The organism is Siminovitchia sediminis (assembly GCF_042680885.1).
GTDB lineage: Bacteria > Bacillota > Bacilli > Bacillales > Bacillaceae_C > Siminovitchia > Siminovitchia sediminis.
This window is the reverse complement of record NZ_JBHUEO010000087.1, coordinates 1-22,069: the sequence shown is the minus strand read 5'-3', so window position 1 is coordinate 22,069 and position 22,069 is coordinate 1. Positions and strand designations below refer to the sequence as shown.

The 22,069-nt window shown below is 45.0% G+C and carries 24 protein-coding genes, 1 rRNA gene and 2 other annotated features; all 25 genes read right to left on the bottom strand.

Annotated elements, in window-relative coordinates:
* Positions 1–46: 46 nt before the first annotated feature.
* Complete coding sequence (locus tag ACFSCZ_RS17360) at positions 47–658, bottom strand: class I SAM-dependent methyltransferase (protein WP_380775702.1); 612 nt, start codon at positions 656–658, stop codon at positions 47–49.
* Between the two features lie 836 nt (positions 659–1,494).
* On the bottom strand, positions 1,495–1,860 hold the full coding sequence (gene rplL, locus ACFSCZ_RS17355; protein WP_380775700.1) for a 50S ribosomal protein L7/L12: 366 nt from the start codon (positions 1,858–1,860) through the stop codon (positions 1,495–1,497).
* Positions 1,861–1,907: 47 nt separating this feature from the next.
* Entirely contained in the window at positions 1,908–2,402 is a 495-nt protein-coding gene (rplJ, locus tag ACFSCZ_RS17350; protein WP_380775698.1) for a 50S ribosomal protein L10, read from the bottom strand.
* A 41-nt stretch (positions 2,403–2,443) separates the two neighbouring features.
* Positions 2,444–2,590, bottom strand: a sequence feature (ribosomal protein L10 leader region).
* Positions 2,591–2,630: 40 nt separating this feature from the next.
* Positions 2,631–3,332, bottom strand: coding sequence for a 50S ribosomal protein L1 (gene rplA, locus ACFSCZ_RS17345; RefSeq protein WP_380775696.1), 702 nt, complete (start codon positions 3,330–3,332; stop codon positions 2,631–2,633).
* Positions 3,333–3,424: 92 nt separating this feature from the next.
* Positions 3,425–3,850, bottom strand: coding sequence for a 50S ribosomal protein L11 (gene rplK / locus ACFSCZ_RS17340; protein WP_380775694.1), 426 nt, complete (start codon positions 3,848–3,850; stop codon positions 3,425–3,427).
* A 127-nt stretch (positions 3,851–3,977) separates the two neighbouring features.
* Positions 3,978–4,514 carry a transcription termination/antitermination protein NusG gene (gene nusG / locus ACFSCZ_RS17335; RefSeq protein ID WP_380775692.1) on the bottom strand — a complete coding sequence of 179 codons (537 nt, stop codon included), beginning with the start codon at positions 4,512–4,514 and terminating at the stop codon, positions 3,978–3,980.
* Between the two features lie 778 nt (positions 4,515–5,292).
* The gene (gene secE / locus ACFSCZ_RS17330) at positions 5,293–5,478 is read right to left on the bottom strand and encodes a preprotein translocase subunit SecE (protein WP_380775690.1); all 186 of its coding nucleotides are present in this window, start codon (positions 5,476–5,478) and stop codon (positions 5,293–5,295) included.
* A gap of 45 nt (positions 5,479–5,523) precedes the next feature.
* Entirely contained in the window at positions 5,524–5,670 is a 147-nt protein-coding gene (gene rpmG, locus ACFSCZ_RS17325) for a 50S ribosomal protein L33 (RefSeq protein ID WP_380775688.1), read from the bottom strand.
* Between the two features lie 76 nt (positions 5,671–5,746).
* Complete coding sequence (gene sigH / locus ACFSCZ_RS17320; protein ID WP_380775723.1) at positions 5,747–6,385, bottom strand: RNA polymerase sporulation sigma factor SigH; 639 nt, start codon at positions 6,383–6,385, stop codon at positions 5,747–5,749.
* An 80-nt stretch (positions 6,386–6,465) separates the two neighbouring features.
* Positions 6,466–6,975, bottom strand: coding sequence for an NYN domain-containing protein (locus tag ACFSCZ_RS17315; RefSeq protein WP_380775686.1), 510 nt, complete (start codon positions 6,973–6,975; stop codon positions 6,466–6,468).
* 4 nt (positions 6,976–6,979) lie between these two features.
* Complete coding sequence (gene rlmB, locus ACFSCZ_RS17310) at positions 6,980–7,723, bottom strand: 23S rRNA (guanosine(2251)-2'-O)-methyltransferase RlmB (protein WP_380775684.1); 744 nt, start codon at positions 7,721–7,723, stop codon at positions 6,980–6,982.
* The gene (locus tag ACFSCZ_RS17305; protein ID WP_380775682.1) at positions 7,720–8,136 is read right to left on the bottom strand and encodes a Mini-ribonuclease 3; all 417 of its coding nucleotides are present in this window, start codon (positions 8,134–8,136) and stop codon (positions 7,720–7,722) included. Before ACFSCZ_RS17305 ends, rlmB begins: the two co-directional genes overlap by 4 nt.
* 4 nt (positions 8,137–8,140) lie before the next feature.
* Positions 8,141–9,538: a cysteine--tRNA ligase gene (gene cysS / locus ACFSCZ_RS17300; RefSeq protein ID WP_380775680.1), complete on the bottom strand. Its 1,398-nt coding sequence runs from the start codon at positions 9,536–9,538 to the stop codon at positions 8,141–8,143.
* Positions 9,535–10,188 carry a serine O-acetyltransferase gene (gene cysE / locus ACFSCZ_RS17295; protein ID WP_380775677.1) on the bottom strand — a complete coding sequence of 218 codons (654 nt, stop codon included), beginning with the start codon at positions 10,186–10,188 and terminating at the stop codon, positions 9,535–9,537. Before cysE ends, cysS begins: the two co-directional genes overlap by 4 nt.
* A 124-nt stretch (positions 10,189–10,312) precedes the next feature.
* Positions 10,313–10,542 (bottom strand) — a binding site (T-box leader).
* A gap of 111 nt (positions 10,543–10,653) precedes the next feature.
* Positions 10,654–12,114, bottom strand: coding sequence for a glutamate--tRNA ligase (gltX, locus tag ACFSCZ_RS17290; RefSeq protein WP_380775676.1), 1,461 nt, complete (start codon positions 12,112–12,114; stop codon positions 10,654–10,656).
* A gap of 88 nt (positions 12,115–12,202) precedes the next feature.
* A complete protein-coding gene (gene ispF, locus ACFSCZ_RS17285) occupies positions 12,203–12,700 on the bottom strand; it encodes a 2-C-methyl-D-erythritol 2,4-cyclodiphosphate synthase (RefSeq protein ID WP_380775674.1) in 498 nt (165 codons plus the stop codon).
* A gap of 20 nt (positions 12,701–12,720) precedes the next feature.
* Positions 12,721–13,407 carry a 2-C-methyl-D-erythritol 4-phosphate cytidylyltransferase gene (gene ispD, locus ACFSCZ_RS17280; RefSeq protein WP_380775672.1) on the bottom strand — a complete coding sequence of 229 codons (687 nt, stop codon included), beginning with the start codon at positions 13,405–13,407 and terminating at the stop codon, positions 12,721–12,723.
* Positions 13,408–13,423: 16 nt separating this feature from the next.
* Positions 13,424–14,512 (bottom strand): PIN/TRAM domain-containing protein, encoded by a 1,089-nt coding sequence (locus tag ACFSCZ_RS17275; RefSeq protein ID WP_380775670.1) that lies wholly within the window; start codon positions 14,510–14,512, stop codon positions 13,424–13,426.
* Positions 14,513–14,709: 197 nt separating this feature from the next.
* Positions 14,710–16,083 (bottom strand): DNA repair protein RadA, encoded by a 1,374-nt coding sequence (gene radA, locus ACFSCZ_RS17270; protein ID WP_380775668.1) that lies wholly within the window; start codon positions 16,081–16,083, stop codon positions 14,710–14,712.
* Positions 16,084–16,151: 68 nt separating this feature from the next.
* A complete protein-coding gene (gene clpC / locus ACFSCZ_RS17265; protein WP_380775666.1) occupies positions 16,152–18,596 on the bottom strand; it encodes an ATP-dependent protease ATP-binding subunit ClpC in 2,445 nt (814 codons plus the stop codon).
* A 1-nt stretch (position 18,597) separates the two neighbouring features.
* Entirely contained in the window at positions 18,598–19,680 is a 1,083-nt protein-coding gene (locus ACFSCZ_RS17260; RefSeq protein WP_380775664.1) for a protein arginine kinase, read from the bottom strand.
* Positions 19,677–20,219 carry a UvrB/UvrC motif-containing protein gene (locus ACFSCZ_RS17255; protein WP_380775662.1) on the bottom strand — a complete coding sequence of 181 codons (543 nt, stop codon included), beginning with the start codon at positions 20,217–20,219 and terminating at the stop codon, positions 19,677–19,679. Before ACFSCZ_RS17255 ends, ACFSCZ_RS17260 begins: the two co-directional genes overlap by 4 nt.
* Before the next feature lie 18 nt (positions 20,220–20,237).
* Positions 20,238–20,702: a CtsR family transcriptional regulator gene (locus ACFSCZ_RS17250; RefSeq protein ID WP_380775720.1), complete on the bottom strand. Its 465-nt coding sequence runs from the start codon at positions 20,700–20,702 to the stop codon at positions 20,238–20,240.
* Between the two features lie 158 nt (positions 20,703–20,860).
* A complete protein-coding gene (locus tag ACFSCZ_RS17245) occupies positions 20,861–21,334 on the bottom strand; it encodes a glutathione peroxidase (RefSeq protein ID WP_380775660.1) in 474 nt (157 codons plus the stop codon).
* Between the two features lie 185 nt (positions 21,335–21,519).
* A 5S ribosomal RNA gene (gene rrf / locus ACFSCZ_RS17240) occupies positions 21,520–21,635 on the bottom strand.
* Positions 21,636–22,069: the final 434 nt, after the last annotated feature.

Below are 22,069 nucleotides of genomic sequence, written 5' to 3'. Positions count from 1 at the left end.
TTTAAGAAAAGCATGGTATTAGCATCTTACAATATTAGCATAACGCTTAAAAAGAAGCAAACTTTTTTGCTTGAAAAATAGAATAGCCTTTTTTCTTGTTCACTGTTTCAACCCGGGAAAAAATTTCTTCCAGTTTCGTCTTGGTCGATGGAGCCCCCTGCTTCTTTTGAATGACAATCCATAGCTCCCCGTTATCTGCCAGATGGTGAAACGCGTCTTTGTACATGTTGAAGATAAGTTGTTTTCCAGCCCGTATAGGGGGATTTATTAAGATCGAGGCAAATCTCTTTTCTTCGACATGCCGAAACCCGTCGCTTGAATAAATGTGAACATTCTCAATCTGGTTGGCTGCAGCATTTTCTCTGGCAAGTCCAACCGCACGCTCGTTGATATCCGCTAAATGAACCACCCTTTCAGGAAAGTCTTTGGCAAGGGTTAAACCGATGGGACCGTATCCGCAGCCTAAATCCAACAGAGGACCCGGTGTGTCTGTCATGGTAAACGAATCGATCAGCAGTCTGGAGCCAAAGTCCACTTCCTGCTTGGAAAAAACACCCCGGTCTGTCTTGAATCGAAAGGAATGACCGCGCAATGTTGTATGAAAGAAAATCGGTTCACTGGTTACTTCCGGATTCTGTGAATAATAATGCTCTGTCATATGGTATCCTCCAGATAAAGGCACTTGCCTTTCTTATTATCCAGCCGAGGCAAATGTTGTTTATACCCTGAGAGGTTAGACATTATCAGGGTTAGAAGATAACATCACCGCGGATTCGCAATTCCCTCAGCACGTCCTACCCTATCACGCAGAAAGCACTTCGGTCTGAACGTCGCTAAGCAGGGCCTACTTCTCGCCAGTTATACATCAGTGTTTGTCCGGCGGGCGTCGCTTGTCGCCCCTTGCAGCCGTCTTCTGCATTTCTACTGTCCAGCTGTAGCGCTCAGCGACTAGCAGACTTCCTTCTCCTTCCTACGATAAGCCAACATCGGCTCCTGCATCGCCGTGTTTCCTTTATCTCGTCAGGAGTCGTCCAGTCTGTACGTCGCTAAACGAGCGCCTCCGCTTTTCTTACTGTCCAGCTGCAGCGCCTAGCCCCTCGAGGTCATAATCCAAGCGCAGCTGAAGGCAAAAAACGCCTTCTTCCGCGCTCGTCTTATGCTTGTCGGGGCTGAGCAAGGCGCCTCCGCTTTTCTTACTGTCCAGCTGCAGCGCCTAGCCCCTCGAGGTCATAATCCAAGCGCAGCTGAAGGCAAAAAACGCCTTCTTCCGCGCTCGTCTTATGCTTGTCGGGGCTGAGCAAGGCGCCTCCGCTTTTCTTACTGTCCATCTGCAGCGGCAGGGGCTCGAGGTCGCTTCAGAAAAACCACGAAGGCAAACACCGCCTTCCTGATTTTTCCTCCAGCGCTTGTCGCCCCTATGCGGCCGTCTTCCGCTTTTCTTAGTAAACGCACGAAAAAGCCCGCTGTATAAGCGAGCTTTTTATTCGTACATCCTTACTTCACTTCAACTTCTGCTCCAACTTCTTCAAGCTTGGCTTTAAGCTCTTCTGCTTCTTCTTTAGATACGCCTTCTTTAATTGGTTTAGGAGCGTTGTCAACAAGCTCTTTCGCTTCCTTCAAGCCAAGGCCTGTAGCTTCACGAACAGCTTTGATTACTTTGATCTTTTGAGCACCGGCACCAGCAAGAATTACGTCAAATTCTGTTTGCTCAGCACCAGCGTCTGCAGCAGCAGCTCCGCCTGCAACAGCTACAGGAGCAGCAGCAGTTACGCCAAATTCTTCTTCAATTGCTTTAACAAGATCGTTAAGCTCAAGAACTGTCATTTCTTTGACAGCTTCAATGATTTGTTCTTTTGTCATGATTGAATTCCTCCAGATTTTTTTAAATTTATATCGTTAAGGCCAAGTTACGCTTCTTCTTTTTGATCAGCAACAGCTTTAGTTGCAAGTGCCAAGTTGCGCATAGGAGCTTGGAGAACACTAAGCAACATGGAAAGCAGACCTTCGCGGGAAGGCAGGCTTGCAAGTGCCTTGATCTCCTCAACTGTAGCAATGTTTCCTTCGATTACACCCGCTTTGATTTCAAGCGCTTCGTGTTCTTTCGCGAAGTCGTTTAAAATCTTTGCTGGAGCTATAACATCTTCCGTACTGAATGCAATGGCATTCGGTCCAACCAGCATCTCATTTAGGCCAGCGAGATCCGCTTCTTCAGCTGCACGGCGAGCCATGGAGTTTTTATATACCTTGTACTCCACACCCGCTTCACGAAGCTGTTTACGCAGTTCCGTCACTTCTGCCACATTCAAACCGCGGTAGTCTACGATTACAGTAGATACGCTGGATTTGAGTTTACCTGCAATTTCTTCAACGATTTGTTTCTTTTGCTCGATGACTTTGCTCATCCTTACACCTCCCAATTTCCAGATGAACATTTATACCGGCCATACTAACAAAAAAACCTCCTGCCCGAAGACATGGAGGTTTTTTGCATACAATCCACACATAATACTGGAATATATCGCAATGACCTCGGCGGGATATTAAGCTCGAAAAGAGCACCTGCTGTCTACGGTACAAATGTTAATTTTTCAGCGCTTCATATTTTATCAGAAAGATAAAATATTGTCAAGTTATGCTTTAACAGCTACTGTTGAAGGATCTACCTTAATCCCAGGCCCCATTGTAGATGTGATGGTCACATTTTTCATGAAGGTCCCTTTGGCAGCTGCCGGTTTTGCTTTTAAAATGGTGTCAAAAATCGCAGCAAAGTTCTCTTGAAGTTTTTCATTATCAAAAGAAGCTTTTCCGATCGGCACATGGATGATACCTGCTTTATCCAAGCGGTATTCCACTTTACCGGCTTTAATTTCATTCACCGCTTTTTCAATATCAAAAGTAACGGTTCCTGTTTTAGGGTTCGGCATTAAGCCTTTAGGCCCGAGCGTACGTCCCAGCTTACCAACTTCACCCATCATGTCCGGAGTCGCTACGACGACATCAAAATCAAACCATCCTTGGTTAATTTTGTTGATGTACTCGGCATCTCCTACATAATCAGCACCAGCTGCTTCAGCTTCTTTCACTTTTTCACCTTTGGCAAAAACGAGAACACGCTGGGTTTTACCTGTCCCATTTGGAAGGACTACTGCTCCGCGGATTTGCTGGTCCGCTTTCTTCGGATCCACACCAAGGCGGAATGCAACTTCCACAGTAGCATCAAATTTAGCAATGTCTGTTTTTTTGACCAGTTCAATGGCCTCATCAATCGGATAAGCTTTGGAACGGTCCACAAGCTTTAATGCTTCGAGATATTTCTTACCTTTCTTTGCCATTCTAATCCTCCTATATTGTGGTTTTAGCGGAAAAACCTCCCACGAATAGAGGTTGCAGGAAACTTCATGCAGCTCTGCAACCTCCCAAACAATCAGTCTTCAATCGTAATGCCCATGCTGCGCGCAGTACCTTCAACCATTTGCATGGCTGCTTCTACACTGGCAGCGTTCAAATCAGGCATTTTCATCTCAGCGATTTCACGTACTTTATCGCGTTTCACGGTAGCAACCTTGTTTTTGTTAGGTTCTCCGGAACCGGACTCAATGCCAGCCGCTTTCTTCAAAAGAACAGCTGCAGGCGGAGTTTTTGTAATGAATGTAAAGGATCTGTCTTCAAATACAGTAATTTCAACCGGGATAATCAATCCTGCTTGATCGGATGTACGAGCATTAAACTCCTTACAGAATCCCATGATATTTACACCTGCTTGACCCAATGCCGGTCCAACTGGCGGTGCCGGGTTCGCTTTTCCTGCAGGTATTTGAAGTTTTACTACTTTGATTACTTTTTTAGCCACGAGACACACCTCCTTAAGTCCGTGATGTGGTAATAGGGGGTTTTCCCCTCCCACTCATCTCCTAGCGCCTTTTCCCGGCGCTAACCTAAAAAATATTACCACTTTTCATGTCAAAACACAAGCTGTTTTAGCTGATTTTTTCTATTTGTGTAAAGTCCAGTTCAACAGGAGTCTCCCGGCCAAACATGTTGACTAGTACTCTTGCTTTTCCTTTGTCCCTGTCCAGAGAATCGATTCTGCCTGTGTAATCAGCAAATGGCCCTTCTTTTACCGTTACCGATTCTCCCTCTTCAAATTCAATATCCACCGGAGTCTTCTCCATGCCCATTCTTTTTAATATATAATTAATTTCTTCCGGCAGAAGCGGAGTCGGTTTGGACCCGGAGCCCGCTGAACCGACGAAGCCTGTCACCCCCGGCGTATTCCTGACCACATACCAGGAATCATCAGTCATGATCAGTTCCACCAATACATATCCCGGGAAAACCTTTTTCTTGACTGTTTTTTGCTTACCATTTTTCATGGCTGTTTCTTCGTCTTCAGGAACAATAACTCGGAAGATCTTATCTTGCATCCCCATGGATTCTACTCTTTTTTCAAGATTCGTCTTTACCTTGTTCTCGTACCCGGAATAAGTGTGGACTACGTACCAATTCTTTTCCATTGAGCAGGACTGTGCGTCCTTCCCTCCCTATCCAATCCATTTTTTAAATAAACATATATTTTCAGACCATGGCTATTCGGCTGTGTCGCGGTTATATCGGTCTGGCCAGTGAAAAGAACGTCCTTCATTGGTTTTCCTCCGACGGACAGGATGTCCTAGTGCCACCGACGCCACAGGACGTGGCGTTTGTCGGCAGCTTGCTTGTCGGGGCTGAGCAAGGAGTCTCCGCTTTTCTACTGTCCAGCTACAGCGCTCAGCGACTAGCAGACTTCCTCATCCTTCCTACGATAAGTCAACATCGGCTCCTGCGTCGCCGTGTTTCCTTTATCTCGTCAGGAGTCGTCCAGTCTGTACGTCGCTAAACGAGCGCCTTCGCTTTTCTTACTGTCCAGCTACAGCGCTCAGCGACTAGCAGACTTCCTCATCCTTCCTACGATAAGTCAACATCGGCTCCTGCGTCGCCGTGTTTCCTTTATCTCGTCAGGAGTCGTCCAGTCTGTACGTCGCTAAACGAGCGCCTTCGCTTTTCTTACTGTCCAGCTACGGGCAGCAGGGGCTCGAGGTCACTTCGAAAAAACCAATGAAGGCAAAGAGCCCCTTCACTGGTTTTTCCTCCAGTGCTTGTCGCCCCTGGGCAGCCGCCCTCCGCTTTTCTATTAACCCAAATCAAAAAACCCGACGATCGGGCTTTTTAAAAACTTCGCTTTGTTTCATTGTTTTTCCAGTATACCACGAACGACGGGCTTATATACAAATTTATCATTCTCACTGTGTTATTTTATAAGTCCAAAATAAACCGGATCGATCTGGAGATAACCTGATCGACTAGAGCAAAAAATATTGCAAGGATGACAACGGTCGTTATAACCGTGATCGTATACCCTACAAGTTCTTTCCGCTTCGGCCAGCTGACCTTTCTCATTTCTGTGCCGACGTTACGGAAAAATTGAGTAATGCTTGACATGATTGAACCTCCAACATCTGAAATAAACGGACTGGATTTTGGAGCCTATTTTGTTTGTAGATGGACAGTATGAGCGTTGCACGCCTTACAATACTTTTTTAACGTCAACCTTTGAAAAGGCTTTTCTTTGTTGTCCGTTGTATAGTTCCTGGAACCGCATTCGCTGCAAGCCCATATGATTTTACTTCTCATGACGACCGCACCCTATTTCAACATATCTTTTAAAAAATACCACGAAAAAGCGTTGGCGTCAATATGGCACGGATGTTCACATGGTTATTTCACGCAATTCCAGATATCTTTCGAGCTTTCTCTTCACCCTTTGAAGAGCATTGTCAATAGACTTGACATGCCTGTCCAGCTCCTCTGAAATTTCCTGGTAGCTCCGTCCATCCAAATAAAGGGCAAGAACCTTTCTTTCCAGGTCACTCAGGAGTTCAGTCATCTTATCTTCTATACTGCTAAACTTTTCTCTATGGATCAGCAGTTCTTCCGGATCCATGATTTTCGCAGTGGAAATTACATCCATGAGGGTCCGGTCTGATTCTTCATCATAAATGGGCTTGTCCAAGGAAACATATGAGTTCAGTGGAATATGTTTTTGACGGGTAGCAGTTTTGATGGCGGTTATGATTTGTCTTGTTATGCAAAGTTCCGCGAATGCTTTAAAAGAGGCAAGTTTTTCTTCTTTAAAGTCCCGGATGGCCTTATAAAGTCCTATCATTCCTTCCTGTACAATATCCTCATTATCTGCTCCAATCAGAAAGTAGGACCTGGCTTTCGCCCTGACAAAATTCCGGTATCTTCTAATAAGATAATCAAGAGCTTCACTTTCACCTTTGTGCACCAGTTCTATTAGCGCTTCATCTTCAAGTAAGTCAAAAGCTATGTCTTTTTCTGCTTTCATATAAGTAATCACTCTGATCCCCCGCTCCTATATCCATCGTAAAGTTATTATACATGACAGAAAATTCTAACGTCAACTGGTCACTTTTTTCCTCGTCTCCACTTTTCAAAGATTTCTGTCACATCTTGACTTAAAATTATCTTTCTTGGAGGGGCTTTTTCTTGTGTTATTTCGACTTTCTTTTCAATTTTCCGCTCTGTGTCCAATACCTCTTTCAATAATTCCCTTGCTGATAACCGCAGCGCCCCCTGGCCAAAAATCGCCCACTGCTCTGTAAAATCCGATGTGGCTACGTAAATTTGATCGGTTCTACTATTCAGTTCATTGGCCAGTTTTTCAATTCTCTCATCAGCCGTTTCTTCGGATTTTGTATAGATGACCTCCACCCGGTGCTGTTTATATCTTTTCTCAATACCTTTTACATCGTATGCGTCAAATACAACAATGACCCTGAAACCGGTAAACCCCTGATACTCCGCCAACACCTCAATAAGCCTGTCTCTTGCTGCTCCCAAATCTTTTTGTTTGAGTTCAACAAGTTCGGGCCAGGCTCCAATCATGTTATAGCCGTCGACAATCAGAATGTCCATTTGCTCACCTCTTCAGCGGCTGACGTTTGCGGTATACTTCATACATCAGCAATCCTGCCGCTACAGAAGCGTTAAGTGATGTAACCTGTCCAGCCATCGGCAAGTGAATGCGAAAGTCACACTTTTCCTTTACCAGACGGCTCATCCCTCTTCCTTCACTTCCAATGACAATCGCAAGCGGCAGCGTGGCATCCATCCGACGGTAATCCGTACTTTTTTCCGCATCCGTACCATAGATCCAAATGCCGCGCTCTTTTAATTGATCTATTGTTCTCGCCAAATTTGTCACACGGGCAACAGGAACATGCTCAATCGCTCCGGTCGACAGCTTTGCCACAGTGGATGTCAAGCCGACAGCACGCCTTTTTGGAATAATGATTCCATGGACGCCCGACGCATCTGCCGTCCTCAAAATAGAACCGAGATTATGGGGATCTTCCAACTCATCCAATACGAGAAAAAATGGATCTTCACCTTTGGAAGATGCCCGGTCAAAAAGTTCATCCAGTTCAGCGTAGCGGTAGGCAGCCACTTCCGCGATGACACCTTGATGCTGTTCTTCCGTCATCTGATCAAGCTTTTTCTTCGGTACGTATTGAATCTGGACTCTTTTTTCCTTGGCCAGTCGGATAACTGCCTGCATCTGTCCTTTATTTGATCCTTCAGCTATCAGGATTTTATGGATATCCCTCTCAGCTCTGAGAGCTTCCAGTACAGCGTTTTTTCCTGGGATCCATTGCTGGCTCATTTTTCTGCACCTCTTTCCTCAATCACAGCGATGACCTGCTCAATCAATGCTTCCAGCCGGTCTTGGTCACCAGCCAAATACAGCCAGCCGATCAACGCTTCCAAAGCTGTGCTGTGCCGATAGGTTTGAACATCTGTATTTTTGGGGACAGTACCAGACTTCGCATTTCTTCCGCGCCTGGCAACGTCCAGTTCCCGTTCTGTTAAAAATCCATTCTCTATGATTGTTTTTAAAGCGTACGCCTGGGCCTTGGCCGATACATAGCGGGTCGCCTCTACATGAAGTTTGTAAGGCTTTGTTTTTCCGCTTTCCAATAGCCGGCTGCGGATATATACATCGTAAACAGCATCTCCCATATAGGCGAGCGCCAGGCTATTTAATTGCTTATATTCCACTTTGGGCGGAAGATTCATTTTGTTATCCCCGCTTCCATCTTGTTCCTTGAGCCGTATCTTCCAATATGATATTCATTTCCTTTAACTGGTCGCGGATTTGGTCTGCCAGCTGGAAATTGCGTTCTCTTCTCGCCTTGTTACGCTGTTCGATTAATTGTTCAATCTCCTCATCCAACAGCTCTTCCGTTTCCAATTCCAGCCCCAGCACAGGAAAGAGTTCTTCAAATTCCTTCATAAATGTACGGATGACATCTACAGCTGTATTTTTTTCCATTAAGTAGTAGTTCGCCTGTTTAGCCAGTTCAAATAAAACAGAAATACCGTCAGCCGTATTAAAATCATCATCCATTTTGTCAATAAACTCTTGATGTAATTCATTGATTTTTTCCAGCCATTCCTGCCCGTTCTCTCCCAGGTCTGCACTTGTTTCCAGACGATGCTTCAGGTTTTGGTAGGAAGTTTTCAAGCGTTCCAAGCCTGCCCCCGCATCTGATACGAGATTCTCGGAATAGTTGATCGGATTACGATAATGAACAGACAGCATGAAAAACCTCAAAACTTGCGGGTCCACTTGTCTGACAATCTCATTAACCAGAACAAAATTCCCCAGCGACTTGGACATTTTCTCATTATCAATGTTTATATAGCCGTTATGCATCCAGTAACGTGCAAATGGCTTGCCTGTCATTGCTTCCGATTGGGCAATTTCATTTTCATGGTGAGGGAATGTCAGGTCTTGTCCTCCTGCATGAATATCAATAGTATCCCCAAGATATTTTCTTGCCATGGCTGAACATTCTATATGCCAGCCCGGACGGCCTTTACCCCATGGACTGTCCCAGGAAATTTCTCCTTCCTTCGCCGCTTTCCAAAGAGCAAAATCAAGCGCATCTTGTTTGAGTTCCCCGGGCTGGATACGGGCTCCCACTTTTAAATCGTCGATGGACTGATGCGACAGTTTCCCATACCCGTCAAATTTTCTTGTACGAAAATAGACATCTCCCCCTGATTCATAGGCATATCCTTTGTCAATCAAGGTTTCAATAAATTCAATAATGACATCTATATTTTCAGTCACTCTTGGATGATTGTCGGCTTTTTTGCAGCCGAGGGCCTGAACATCTTCAAAAAAAGCATCGATAAATCGGTTGGCGACCGTCATGGCGTCCGTTTGAAGCTCTTTGGCAGCCCTGATGATTTTGTCATCAACATCCGTGAAGTTGGAGACATAGTGAACATCGAAGCCGCGATATTCCAAGTAGCGCCGCACCGTATCAAAAACTATTGCCGGACGTGCGTTGCCGATATGAATATAGTTATACACAGTTGGCCCGCAGACATACATTTTTACTTTGCTTTCTTCAAGCGGGACAAATGTCTCTTTTTTTCGTGTTAATGTGTTATATAACTTTATAGTCATCCTGAGTGACTCCTTTCCTTTTTCAAAGCTGAGATTTCCATATTTAAGCGTTCAAGTTCTTGCTCCATCGCTGCAAATTTATCTGAAACCGGATCGGGGAGGTCGCTGTGATTCAGGTCTTTTCTTACTTTAACGCCATCCTGGATAACGACCTTTCCAGGAATGCCCACCACTGTCGAGTTGGGAGGAACGTCTTTCAAAACAACAGAGCCGGCACCCACTTTTGAGTTTTCTCCGATTGTAATATTTCCGAGTACTTTAGCTCCAGTTGCAATTAATGCATTATCCTTGATTGTCGGATGCCGCTTCCCCTTTTCCTTTCCTGTACCTCCAAGGGTTACACCTTGGTAAACTGTAACACCGTCGCCAATCTCACACGTTTCTCCGATCACTACACCCATTCCATGGTCGATAAAGAACCGGCGGCCAATTTTTGCTCCAGGGTGAATTTCAATCCCTGTAAAAAAGCGGTTGACCTGAGAAATCACTCTTGCCAAAAAGAACATTTTTCTTTTATATAAGGCATGTGCCACCCTGTGTGCCCAGATGGCATGTAACCCGGAATATGTCAAAATAATTTCAATAGAGGTACGGGCAGCGGGGTCCTGGTCAAATACTGTATCGATATCTTCTTTCATCCGTTTAAACATTACGCTCACTCCTCTCATTTTGTTAAAGTCCAGATCCATGGATACATAGAGCCGTCTCTGCCGGTCACCGCCGGACGGGGAGGACATTCCGGTACCGTATCCACGACAAAAAAGCGCCTCTAGTAACAGAGACGCTTTTGGCGCGGTTCCACTCTGGTTGGATGATCTCATGAGTCCACATCCCAACTCATCTCCTATAACGGTAGGTGCCGCCTGCGTGTAATGAGCGTCAGCTGTTCAACACAGGGCTCCAGGGTGCATGTTCAAAAATCGAGTGGCTCAAACCGCTCTCAGCCGGTGGCGGTTCTCTCTGATCAGCATCGATTTTCTACTTCTCCCCGTCATTGCTTTGACTATAAACATAATATATTACATTTTTTTCGATTTGTTAATAAAGAAAGTGTGAAACCCTCTTTCCTCATTGCAGCCAACCAGGATCGAGGCAAAGTTTATTAAACATCCTGATCAGCCTTGAATCAAGCGTTCCAAGCGTAATTTGACCTTTTCTCTCCCAAGCAACTCGATTGCATTTGGAAGTTCAGGGCCACGCATCTCGCCTGTGACAGCAACTCTGATCGGCATAAACAGCTTCTTGCCTTTATGTCCGGTTTCCTTTTGAACTGTTTTCATGGCCTTTTTAACTTCAGCCGCTTCAAAAGGTTCCAGTTCGGAAATTAGTTTATAAAAAGCCTGCAGAACTTCCGGCACCTGCTCTTCTTCCAAAACAGCTTTTTCCTCGTCACTGTATTGTATGTCGTCCTGGAAAAACTGTTTGGAAAGTTCCACAATCTCTGCTCCGTAGCTCATTTGCTCCTGGTATAGGGCGACAAGGTTCCGAACCCATTGTTTCTGTTCCGCGGTCAGTTGTTCAGGAATGTAGCCGGCTTTTTTCAAATGGGGTTCGGCTAATTCGACAACCCTGTCCAAATCTTGTTTTTTCATGTATTGGTTATTCGTCCAAATCAGCTTCTGTTTGTCGAACAAAGCTGGTGACTTCGACAAACGGCCGGCGTCAAAAATGTCGATTAATTCTTGTCTGGAGAAAATTTCTTCTTCCCCTTCCGGTGACCATCCCAGCAGGGCAATAAAATTAAAGAGCGCTTCCGGAAGATATCCAAGTTCCTCGTATTGTTCAATAAACTGGATAATGGATTCATCCCGTTTACTCAGCTTTTTACGGCTTTCATTGACAATGAGTGTCATATGTCCAAATATTGGGGGTTCCCAGCCAAAAGCATCAAAAATCATCAATTGCTTTGGTGTATTGGAAATATGATCATCTCCGCGCAGCACATGACTGATTTCCATAAGGTGGTCATCAACAGCTACGGCGAAGTTATAGGTGGGAGTGCCGTCCTTTTTGACAATGACAAAGTCTCCAATTCCGTCGGACTCAAACGATACTTCACTCTTGACCATATCGTTAAAAGAAATAACTCTCCCCGAAGGAACTTTAAAACGGATGCTCGGCTCACGGCCTTCCGCCTCCAGCTTTTGCTGCTCTTCCGCTGTTAGATGGCGGCACTTGCCGGAATAGCGCGGCATTTCCTTGCGGGCAATCTGCGCCTCTCTTTCTGCTTCCAGCTCTTCAGCGGTGCAATAGCATTTATATGCCTGTCCGTTTTCAAGCAGCCGACTGTAATATTTTTGATAAATCTCATTCCGCTCTGATTGGCGGTAGGGACCATATCCGCCGTCTTTATCAATGCTCTCATCCCAATCAATTCCGAGCCATTTTAAATACGTCAGCTGGCTTTGTTCTCCGCCCTCTATATTTCTTTTTTGATCTGTATCTTCAATTCTAATAATGAATTTGCCGCCTTTATTTCGGGCAAATAAGTAGTTAAACAATGCAGTACGCGCATTTCCAATATGAAGATGCCCTGTCGGGCTTGGCGCATAACGTACCCGTATGTCGTTTGACATGGTTCTGCCTCCTCAAATTCCAACTGTTTCCTGCTGATTGATTGCAGCGGCCGCCTCTTGCCTTATTTTACAATAACATGGCCATTCGTCAAAGCGGCTGCCCTTTATTTGTCTGATTAGCAATCAAAACAACCGCTAAAGCGGCAATTCCCTCTTCCCGGCCGACAAATCCCAGGCGTTCCGTTGTCGTCGCCTTGACATTAACTTGTCCTTTATCCGCTTCAAGCAATCCGGCAATGCGCTCCCTCATCTGCTCGATATATGGTGCCATTTTGGGCTTTTGTGCCATGATGGTACAATCTGCATTGACCAGCTCATAGCCCCGCTCTTTGACCAGCAGCCATACATCTGCCAGCAGACGGGCAGAATCCAGATCTTTATTTGCCATATCTGTATCCGGAAAGTGCCGCCCGATATCCCCTTCTCCAATTGCACCCAAACAGGCATCGGCTACTGTATGGAGCAGTACATCCGCATCGGAATGCCCAGTAAGCCCCTTTTCATAGGGAATGTGTATGCCTCCGATGATCAATGGTCTATCTTCTGCAAATTCATGTACATCAAACCCTTGTCCGATCCTGAACATATGTATTTTGCTCCTCCCGCTCATCCCAAATTCTTTCTTTTTGCAAAAATTGCTTCGGCAAAATATAAATCCTCTGGTGTAGTTAATTTAATATTATCGTAATCACTTTCTATAATCTTGACAGTCTGTCCGATTCTTTCCACTAATGAAGCCTCATCCGTACCCAAATAATTCTGTGCTTTTGCCTGTTCATGGGCTTCGGTCAAAATGGGCAAACGAAAAGCTTGTGGAGTCTGAACTTGCCACAAGCCCGTTCGTTTGACCGTCTCGACCACCTGGCCACGTTCCGCTCTTTTGATTGTATCCTTTACCGGAACAGCTGCTATGGCTGCACCGCCCTTATACGCGGCCTCCACAAGCAAATGAATCGTATGCAGGCGAATGAAAGGGCGGGCTCCGTCATGAACGAGAATAATCTGTCCATCTGCAGCTTTTAATCCATTATACACGCTGTGCTGACGCTCTTGGCCGCCATACACCCATTTAATTTTATGCTTCCCCGGATGATCTGCAAGCAGTTTGCGGAATTGGCTTTCATCTCCTCGCCGGATCACCAAAATCATATTTTTACATTCAGGATCTGAAGCAAAAACATCTAGTGTATAATTTATGACTGGGCGTCCGTTGATTTCCAGAAACAGCTTATTCCGGCCGGCCCCCATTCTTTTTCCCGACCCTGCAGCGGGTATGATCACCTGATAGTCCAACTTGATTCTCCTGTCCTTATAATGCTTTTTCCAATAGTTTAGGCTTGGCAAAGATCATGCGCCCCGCAGAAGTCTGCAGTACACTTGTGACAATGACATCGATTCTTTTTCCGATATAATCTCTTCCCTCTTCCACTACAATCATTGTCCCGTCATCAAGATAAGCAACACCCTGATTGTATTCTTTACCATCCTTAATGACCTGGACATTAAGTTCTTCCCCAGGCAACACAACCGGCTTTACGGCGTTGGCCAAATCATTAATATTTAACACCGATACATCTTGGATTTCGCATACCTTGTTCAAGTTAAAATCATTGGTAACAACGGTGCCGTTCATTATTTTGGCCAGTTTGACGAGCTTGCTGTCCACTTCCTGGACATCCTCAAAGTCGCCTTCGTACATCTCCACTTTAATGTCGAGCTCTTTCTGAATACGATTGAGCGTGTCAAGGCCCCTGCGGCCTCGATTTCGTTTTAAGGCATCAGACGAATCCGCAATATGCTGAAGTTCATTAAGCACAAAATGAGGAATCACCAGCACACCATCCAGAAAACCTGTCTGGCAAATATCAGCGATTCTCCCATCGATGATCACACTTGTATCGAGAATCTTAATATTTTTGGTTGATCCGGCTTTTTTCGTAGAAAGTTCGTCTTCTTCTTTCTTTTTATATCCGCGATTAAAGGAGAAAAAATTCATCAGCTCTTCTTTCTTTTTAAAACCTACCTGAAAACCAATATATCCAAGCAATAGCGTTAATAAGACCGGCACTATTTCATTGACAATCGGAAGTTCTGTCTGATTGATGGCCAACCCTGCCAAAAAAGCAATTACCAGCCCGAAAATTAAACCGAGACTTCCGAATAAAAGATCTGTGACCGGAGCATTTACAATTCGGTCTTCAAGCCATTTAACGAAATGGACCACATGGTCCACAGCCCAAAACGTCATAACATAAAAAATGATAGCACCTATAATAGCATTTACCAACGGATAAGCAAATTGCTCAAGGGAAACAAGCTTCAGTAGATCTGGTACAAAAAACACCCCGAGTGTTCCCCCGATCAACAAGAAACACGCCTGGACAATTCGTTTTAGCATGTGTTCACCTCCTTACTTTAATTATAAGCAAATTCAAGATATTAAAAACATGGACAGGCCAATTCATCGAATAATTCATCTGTATCTATATTTATTGCTATATTTATATAATTTTTATGTTGACATGCCTCAACTATTACTTTAGCAAAATGAGGGAAGTTTTACTATTTCACTTATATGACAATTTTTTGCAATTTCTATTGAAAAGCTTCCCTTAATGCTTCTTCTACTGTGGCCACCCCAATCACCTGGATGCCCTCGGGCACTTTCCAGCCTCCGATATTTCGGTCGGGTACCAGTATGCGGGTAAACCCTAATTTAGCTGCCTCCACCACCCGCTGTTCAATTCGTGAAACGCGCCGTACTTCTCCGGTTAATCCCACCTCTCCAATGATACAGTCCGCGGGTCTCGTCGGCTGGTCACGAAAACTGGATGCAATACTAACGGCTACCGCCAGATCGATGGCAGGCTCATCCAATTTGACTCCTCCAGCCACTTTTAAATAGGCGTCCTGATTTTGCAGAAGCAAGCCGACTCTTTTTTCAAGGACGGCCATAAGCAAAGAAACCCGGTTGTGATCAATCCCCGTAGCCATTCGGCGGGGATTTCCATAGCTCGTGGGCGAGATAAGCGCCTGAATTTCAACAAGCACAGGCCTCGTTCCTTCCATAGAAGCGACCACTGTGGAGCCTGCAGTTCCTTTCGACCGTTCTTCCAAGAAAATCTCCGACGGATTTTCTACTTCATCAAGGCCAAACTCCTTCATTTCAAAAATTCCCATTTCATTCGTAGATCCAAACCGGTTTTTCACCGCCCGCAGAATTCGGTATGTATGGTGCCGTTCCCCCTCAAAATAAAGAACGGTATCGACCATATGCTCAAGCAGCCTTGGCCCCGCAATGGCGCCTTCCTTCGTGACGTGCCCCACAATAAAAACCGCGATGCCTTTTGTCTTTGCGATTTTCATTAGTTCTCCGGTGCATTCCCGAACTTGTGAAACACTGCCTGGTGCCGAAGTGACTTCAGGATGATAGACGGTCTGGATGGAGTCTACCACTACAAAATCAGGAGATAAATCGGAGATTGTCTGGTGGATAAATTCCAAATTCGTTTCAGCGTAAATATATAAGGTTGGAGAGGAAACTTGAAGCCGGTTGGCCCTTAACTTTGTTTGTTTCACAGATTCCTCCCCTGAAATATAGAGAACCTTTTGATCATTTTCTGCCAACTGGGAAGAAACTTGTAATAGCAAGGTGGATTTTCCGATTCCCGGGTCTCCCCCTATTAATACAAGGGAACCAGGAACGACCCCCCCTCCCAACACACGGTTAAATTCTCTCAGCTTTGTAGCCACCCTCGGTTCGTTTTCTGTTTGGATCGTATCGATAGGCGCTGCTTTCCCGGCTGTTTCGTCTGTAACCGGAGACAGAGAGCCCTTTCGCCCTTTTCCGGTAATCTCCACTTCCTCGACCATTTGGTTCCATTCCCCGCACCCAGGACAGCGCCCCATCCATTTGGGTGACTCATAACCGCAGTTTTGGCACATGAACTTTGTCTTTCTTTTTGCCATCCAAGCAATTCCTCCTCACAATAAAAAAGACGGGGTACACGGCTCCTTTCTCCATGTACCCCCAATGTTTAGGAAATAGCAGATCCTTCTTTTTCTTTCACTTTAACTGTAAATTCCCCATCTTCCACATCCACAATTACTTGCTGGCCTATTTTGATGGTTCCTTTCAGCAGCTCTTCGGAAAGCCGGTCTTCAATAAACTTCTGAATAGCCCTTCTTAATGGACGGGCACCGTATTCAGGATCAAAGCCTTCTTCGGCAATTTTTTCTTTTGCTGCTTCCGTCAACTCAAGATCCATATCCTGCTCCTTCAAGCGAGAGACTAATTGGTTCCCCATCAAGGAGGCAATTTCTTTCAGATGCGGTTTTTCCAGAGCATGGAAGACAATAATTTCGTCAATCCGGTTCAAAAACTCCGGACGGAAGGCTTTTTTCAATTCTTCCATGACTTGGCCTTTCATATCTTTGTAATCCTGCTGTCCGTCCTGAATCGCAAATCCTACGTATTTATTCCGCTGTAAAGCCTGCGCTCCGACGTTCGATGTAAGAATTAGAACTGTATTTCGGAAGTCAACGGTTCTTCCTTTTGAGTCAGTCAATCGTCCGTCTTCCAATACTTGCAGCAAGATATTAAAGACATCCGGGTGGGCCTTTTCTATTTCATCAAGCAGAATGACAGAATAGGGTTTGCGCCGGACTTTTTCGGTCAGCTGGCCACCTTCTTCAAATCCCACATATCCCGGAGGTGAGCCCACAAGACGGGACGTAGAGTGTTTCTCCATATACTCGGACATATCCAGGCGGATAATGGCATCTTCGTCTCCAAACATGGCCTCTGCCAATGCCCTGGCCAATTCTGTCTTACCAACACCCGTTGGACCAAGGAAGATAAAGGACCCTATCGGGCGCTTCGGATCTTTCAGCCCGGCTCTTGCACGCCTTACTGCTTTTGATACAGATTTTACTGCTTCCTCCTGGCCTATGACACGCGAGTGTAAAATTTCTTCCAGTTTCAGCAGTCTTTCCGTTTCCGTCGATGCAAGCTTCGAGACCGGAACACCTGTCCAGCTCGATACGACAAGGGCAATATCTTCAACAGTGACCTCTGAATTTTCCTGTCCTTGTTTTTCTTTCCACGATTTCTTGGTTTCTTCCAGCTCCTCCCGAAGCTTCTGTTCTGAATCTCTCAAAGATGCTGCTTTTTCAAACTCCTGGCTTTGAACGGCCGCATCCTTCTCTTTGCGAATGGACTCCAGCTTTACCTCAAGCTCTTTTAAGTTGGGAGGTGTTGTATAGGAGCGCAAACGCACTTTGGAACCTGCTTCATCAATAAGATCAATCGCTTTATCCGGAAGAAAACGGTCAGAAATATACCGGTCTGATAGTTTGACTGCTGCTTCAATGGCTTCATCCGTAATAGAGACACGGTGGTGCGCCTCATAACGATCGCGCAGCCCTTCTAAGATCTGGATAGACTCTTCAATTGTTGGCTCATCTACTTGTATAGGCTGGAAACGGCGCTCCAATGCAGCATCTTTTTCAATATATTTTCGGTATTCATCCAAAGTTGTCGCACCGATACATTGCAGTTCGCCGCGGGCCAGAGACGGCTTTAAAATATTGGATGCGTCAATCGCACCTTCTGCTCCCCCTGCACCAATCAAGGTATGAAGCTCATCAATGAATAGAATGATATTTCCTGCCTGCCTGATCTCATCCATGACCTTTTTCAGCCGATCTTCGAACTCACCTCGATATTTTGTGCCTGCTACAACCGTTCCCATGTCAAGCGTCATGACCCGCTTGTCACGAAGGGTCTCAGGCACTTCATTATTAATGATTTGCTGTGCGAGCCCTTCAGCAATGGCCGTTTTACCAACACCGGGTTCACCGATAAGGACCGGGTTGTTCTTGGTTCGTCTGCTAAGCACTTCAATGACACGCTGAATCTCTTTATTTCTGCCAATAACCGGGTCCAGGCTTCCTTCTCTTGCAATGGCAGTCAAGTCCCTTGCCAGACTGTCAAGAGTAGGTGTGTTGGCATTAGCTGATGTGCCTCCTCCATGGCTGTTGGCTTCATTGCTGCCCAAAAGCTGCAACACTTGCTGGCGGGCTTTGTTCAGGCTGACTCCAAGATTATTCAGCACTCTTGCAGCCACGCCTTCCCCTTCGCGGATCAATCCGAGCAAAATATGCTCTGTTCCCACATAGGAATGCCCCAGTTTTCTGGCTTCATCCATAGAGAGTTCAATTACTTTTTTCGCGCGCGGTGTGTAATGAATCGTTTGAGAATTGTCTTTACCTCGGCCAATTAAATTTTCTACTTCTTTTTGAATTTTTTCCGGACCAAGACCGAGTCCGTATAAAGCTTTAGCCGCTATGCCTTCTCCTTCTCTGACCAATCCGAGCAAGATATGCTCTGTACCGATATTTCCATGTCCAAGCCGGACCGCTTCTTCCTGCGAAAGGGCCAATACTTTTTGAGCTCTCTCTGTAAAACGACCAAACATCATACTAATCTCCTCCTGTCCGTCTCTCTTCTAGTTTTAGTCTTTCCCTAATCAATGCCGCCCTTTTAATGTCTCGTTCAACAGGACGGAGCGGCCCTCCTGCGTATTGCTGTAAAAATCCCGGCTGTGTTAAGATCATCAATTCATTTAAAATATTTCTGGAAAGATGAGTAATATATCCTGTATCTATGCCCAATCTGACATCAGATAAACATTCTGCGGCCTCTTTTGTTTCAATAATCCTGCTGTGGGCCAAAATTCCGTATGAGCGGAAGACCCTGTCTTCCAATTGAATGTTTGCTGTTTTTACCAGTGCTTCACGTGCCGCTCTTTCCTGTGCGACAATTTGCTGGACAACACTGATTAAATCATTAATGATATCCTCCTCGGATTTCCCAAGAGTAATTTGGTTGGAAATCTGAAAGATATTCCCCAAAGCTTCGCTGCCTTCACCATAGATTCCTCTGACGACAAGCCCCAGCTGGTTAATTGCCGGGATAATCCGATTCATTTGGTGCGTATGAATTAATGCAGGGAGATGTACCATAACTGAAGCTCGAAGTCCTGTTCCCACGTTCGTCGGGCAGCTTGTCATGTAGCCCAGCTGTTCATCGTATGCATAATCAACTTTTGCTTCTAAAATATTATCTATTTCATTTGCCCGTTCCAGTGCTTCATTTAGCTGAAGACCCGGAAACAGACATTGAATTCGGATATGGTCCTCCTCATTGATCATGATGCTGATGTCTTCTTTTTCCGATAGTAAAACAGCTCCATGGGTGGCGTTTTCAGCCAAACGGGGACTGATCAAATGTTTTTCAACCAGCACTCTTTTCTCCAGAGCCTTTAATCCGTCAATTTCCAAAAATTCCAGTTGGCCAAAGTCCCGGTCCGTTTCTTCTTCGCTAATTTTTTTGGCTTTGCTAACTAATTCCCTTGCTTCCTCATTACTAAACAAAGTTGGAAACTTATAATTGCGTAAATTTCTTGCCAGTCGAATCCGGGAGCTAAGAATAATATCAGAATCAGGCCCTTCAGAACTCATCCAGGAACACACTGCCTGATTAAGAAACTTTTCGAGACTCATTCCATTTTCTCCTCCCCTTCAGTTAATTTTTTTTCAAGGGAGCGGATTTGATCGCGGACTTCAGCGGCTTTCTCAAATTCCTCATATTCAATTAAAGAAGACAGCTTTCCCTTTAATTGTTGAATTTGTTTTTTGATGTGCAATGAGCCTCCAATTCTTGCAGGCACTTTGCCTCCATGAACGGTATTCCCGCCATGCAGCCTTTTCAGAATAGGGGAAAGCTGTTCCTTGAAGGTATGGTAACAATCGGAACATCCAAAACGTCCAATCTTGGCAAATTGCTGATAAGTCATACCGCATGTATTACATTGATTCATTTGGCTGGACAGCGCCGAATGCGCCGCAGCATTTTGCATTGATGGATTCAGAAGGCCTGCGAGTAAATCGTTAATAGAAAATCCTGACCCGCTTTCAAATAAAAACATTTGACCCTTTTCCTGTGCACACCTTTCGCAAAGATGTACAACCGTTTTCTCCCCATTCACCACTTTTGTAAAATGCAGGGAGGCCGGCCTCTCATTACATTCTTGACAAATCATCCAAGCCCTCCTCCTTTTTCACCTTTTGTATTTTAAAGTCTGCAGCATGGCCAGCAGCATTCTCGCCCTCAATTCATCCCGGTCGGGCAAATCTATGTGCAGAACCGTACGGTCAATCACGTTAATCATAATCTTGGCTTCACGTTCGGTTATTACTGTCTCTTCGAGTAGCCTTAAGATAATGTCTTCTGCCCTGTTTTGCGAAATCTTGTTTCCAATCAGCATTTTTAGCTGATCAATTAAATGGGCCTGGTTATGAAGCTTTACCTTTGAAATGCGAATGTACCCGCCTCCCCCCCGCTTACTCTCCACCATATATCCTCTTTCCATGGTAAAGCGTGTATTAATGACATAATTGATTTGCGAGGGAACACATTGGAATTTATCCGCTACTTCACTTCTTTTTATTTCCACAATTTCACTGTCGCTGAGTTCCAATACTTGTTTTAAATAATTTTCAATAATATCGGATATATTCCGCATCATCAAGCACCTCCATGCCCTGCTTGACTTTGACTATCTTTGACTTACATTATACAAAATAGTATAGGATCTTGGCAATAAAGACGTTTGTATTTTACATCTTACCCATCGTCGGTCTGTTTTTACCCTATAAATTGATAAAATAGTCCAAAAGACACTTACAGTAACTTTTCAATATCAGGAATGATTTTGGCGGGATGAATGTGAGGTGCATATCTTTTCACAACACGGCCTTGCCGGTCAATAAGAAACTTAGTGAAATTCCACTTAATATTTTCGGTTAATAATCCTCTTTGAGAAGTTGTTAAAAACGTGAACAAGGGGTGAGCCTCATCACCCTTGACTTGCGTTTTGGCAAATATCGGAAAGGAGACCCCATAACGGGTTCGGCAAAACTCCAGCGTATCATTAATATCATCATATTCCTGATTTAAAAATTGATCACTCGGAAAGCCAAGAACAACCAGGCCCTGGTCTTTATAAGTATCATACAGTTGCTGAAGTTCCTTAAGCTGAGGAGTGAAGCCACATTTGCTTGCTGAATTGACAATCAGCAAAATCTTACCTTTATACCTGCTAAACAATATTTCGTTTCCATCAGGTAATTGAGCAGTATAGTTGTATATAGTCATACAGTTCCTCCTTCAAGTTTATTCTAAAAGGGAATGAATAGAAACACAAGTTAAAGCACTAAAGAGTTTTGAAAGGAACTACAGGAAGGCCGAATTAAGAAAATTCACGGCGTGGCTATAAAAAACTTCGTTATAAAACAGGCCAAAATAAAAAAACATGGAGCGTTTACTCCATGTTTTTGTTTGCCTGGCAGCGTCCTGCTCTCACAAGGGGAATCCCCTCACTACCATCGGCGCTGAAGAGCTTAACTTCCGTGTTCGGGATGGGAACGGGTGTGACCTCTTCGCTATCGCCGCCAGACTATGTCATTGTTAAGAGAATGTTCATTCTCTCAAAACCAGATAAGAGAAGATACCAAGAATTGTTCAATCCAGCTACGGCTCCTTGGTGCTCGAGGTCGCTTCACTTCCTCTGTCAAAGCCTGCCGGCTTTTCCGCCGGAAGCTCCAGCGCTTGTCGCACCAGTCAGTCGCCTGCGCTTTTTATTCAATCCAGCTACGGCTCCTTGGTGCTCGAGGTCGCTTCACTTCCTCTGTCAAAGCCTGCCGGCTTTTTCGCCGGAAGCTCCAGCGCTTGTCGCACCAGGTCAGTCGCCTGCGCTTTTTATTTAATCCAGCTCCGGCGCCCAGCCCCTCGAGGTCACAAGTCACCTTGGACCGGACGGGCGCTTCCGCCTTTTAATTTTGATTAAGCCCTCGATCGATTAGTATCCGTCAGCTCCATGTGTCACCACAC

What these genes read in the sequence shown, in the direction of transcription:
- ACFSCZ_RS17360 (WP_380775702.1), bottom strand. Translation starts at nt 658, where the DNA reads ATGACAGAGCATTATTATTCACAGAATCCGGAAGTAACCAGTGAACCG.
- rplL (WP_380775700.1), bottom strand. Translation starts at nt 1,860, where the DNA reads ATGACAAAAGAACAAATCATTGAAGCTGTCAAAGAAATGACAGTTCTT.
- rplJ (WP_380775698.1), bottom strand. Translation starts at nt 2,402, where the DNA reads ATGAGCAAAGTCATCGAGCAAAAGAAACAAATCGTTGAAGAAATTGCA.
- rplA (WP_380775696.1), bottom strand. Translation starts at nt 3,332, where the DNA reads ATGGCAAAGAAAGGTAAGAAATATCTCGAAGCATTAAAGCTTGTGGAC.
- nusG (WP_380775692.1), bottom strand. Translation starts at nt 4,514, where the DNA reads ATGGAAAAGAATTGGTACGTAGTCCACACTTATTCCGGGTACGAGAAC.
- secE (WP_380775690.1), bottom strand. Translation starts at nt 5,478, where the DNA reads ATGTCAAGCATTACTCAATTTTTCCGTAACGTCGGCACAGAAATGAGA.
- rpmG (WP_380775688.1), bottom strand. Translation starts at nt 5,670, where the DNA reads ATGAGAAGTAAAATCATATGGGCTTGCAGCGAATGCGGTTCCAGGAAC.
- sigH (WP_380775723.1), bottom strand. Translation starts at nt 6,385, where the DNA reads ATGAAAGCAGAAAAAGACATAGCTTTTGACTTACTTGAAGATGAAGCG.
- ACFSCZ_RS17315 (WP_380775686.1), bottom strand. Translation starts at nt 6,975, where the DNA reads ATGGACATTCTGATTGTCGACGGCTATAACATGATTGGAGCCTGGCCC.
- rlmB (WP_380775684.1), bottom strand. Translation starts at nt 7,723, where the DNA reads ATGAGCCAGCAATGGATCCCAGGAAAAAACGCTGTACTGGAAGCTCTC.
- ACFSCZ_RS17305 (WP_380775682.1), bottom strand. Translation starts at nt 8,136, where the DNA reads ATGAATCTTCCGCCCAAAGTGGAATATAAGCAATTAAATAGCCTGGCG.
- cysS (WP_380775680.1), bottom strand. Translation starts at nt 9,538, where the DNA reads ATGACTATAAAGTTATATAACACATTAACACGAAAAAAAGAGACATTT.
- cysE (WP_380775677.1), bottom strand. Translation starts at nt 10,188, where the DNA reads ATGTTTAAACGGATGAAAGAAGATATCGATACAGTATTTGACCAGGAC.
- gltX (WP_380775676.1), bottom strand. Translation starts at nt 12,114, where the DNA reads ATGTCAAACGACATACGGGTACGTTATGCGCCAAGCCCGACAGGGCAT.
- ispF (WP_380775674.1), bottom strand. Translation starts at nt 12,700, where the DNA reads ATGTTCAGGATCGGACAAGGGTTTGATGTACATGAATTTGCAGAAGAT.
- ACFSCZ_RS17275 (WP_380775670.1), bottom strand. Translation starts at nt 14,512, where the DNA reads ATGCTAAAACGAATTGTCCAGGCGTGTTTCTTGTTGATCGGGGGAACA.
- radA (WP_380775668.1), bottom strand. Translation starts at nt 16,083, where the DNA reads ATGGCAAAAAGAAAGACAAAGTTCATGTGCCAAAACTGCGGTTATGAG.
- clpC (WP_380775666.1), bottom strand. Translation starts at nt 18,596, where the DNA reads ATGATGTTTGGTCGTTTTACAGAGAGAGCTCAAAAAGTATTGGCCCTT.
- ACFSCZ_RS17260 (WP_380775664.1), bottom strand. Translation starts at nt 19,680, where the DNA reads ATGAGTCTCGAAAAGTTTCTTAATCAGGCAGTGTGTTCCTGGATGAGT.
- ACFSCZ_RS17255 (WP_380775662.1), bottom strand. Translation starts at nt 20,219, where the DNA reads ATGATTTGTCAAGAATGTAATGAGAGGCCGGCCTCCCTGCATTTTACA.
- ACFSCZ_RS17250 (WP_380775720.1), bottom strand. Translation starts at nt 20,702, where the DNA reads ATGCGGAATATATCCGATATTATTGAAAATTATTTAAAACAAGTATTG.
- ACFSCZ_RS17245 (WP_380775660.1), bottom strand. Translation starts at nt 21,334, where the DNA reads ATGACTATATACAACTATACTGCTCAATTACCTGATGGAAACGAAATA.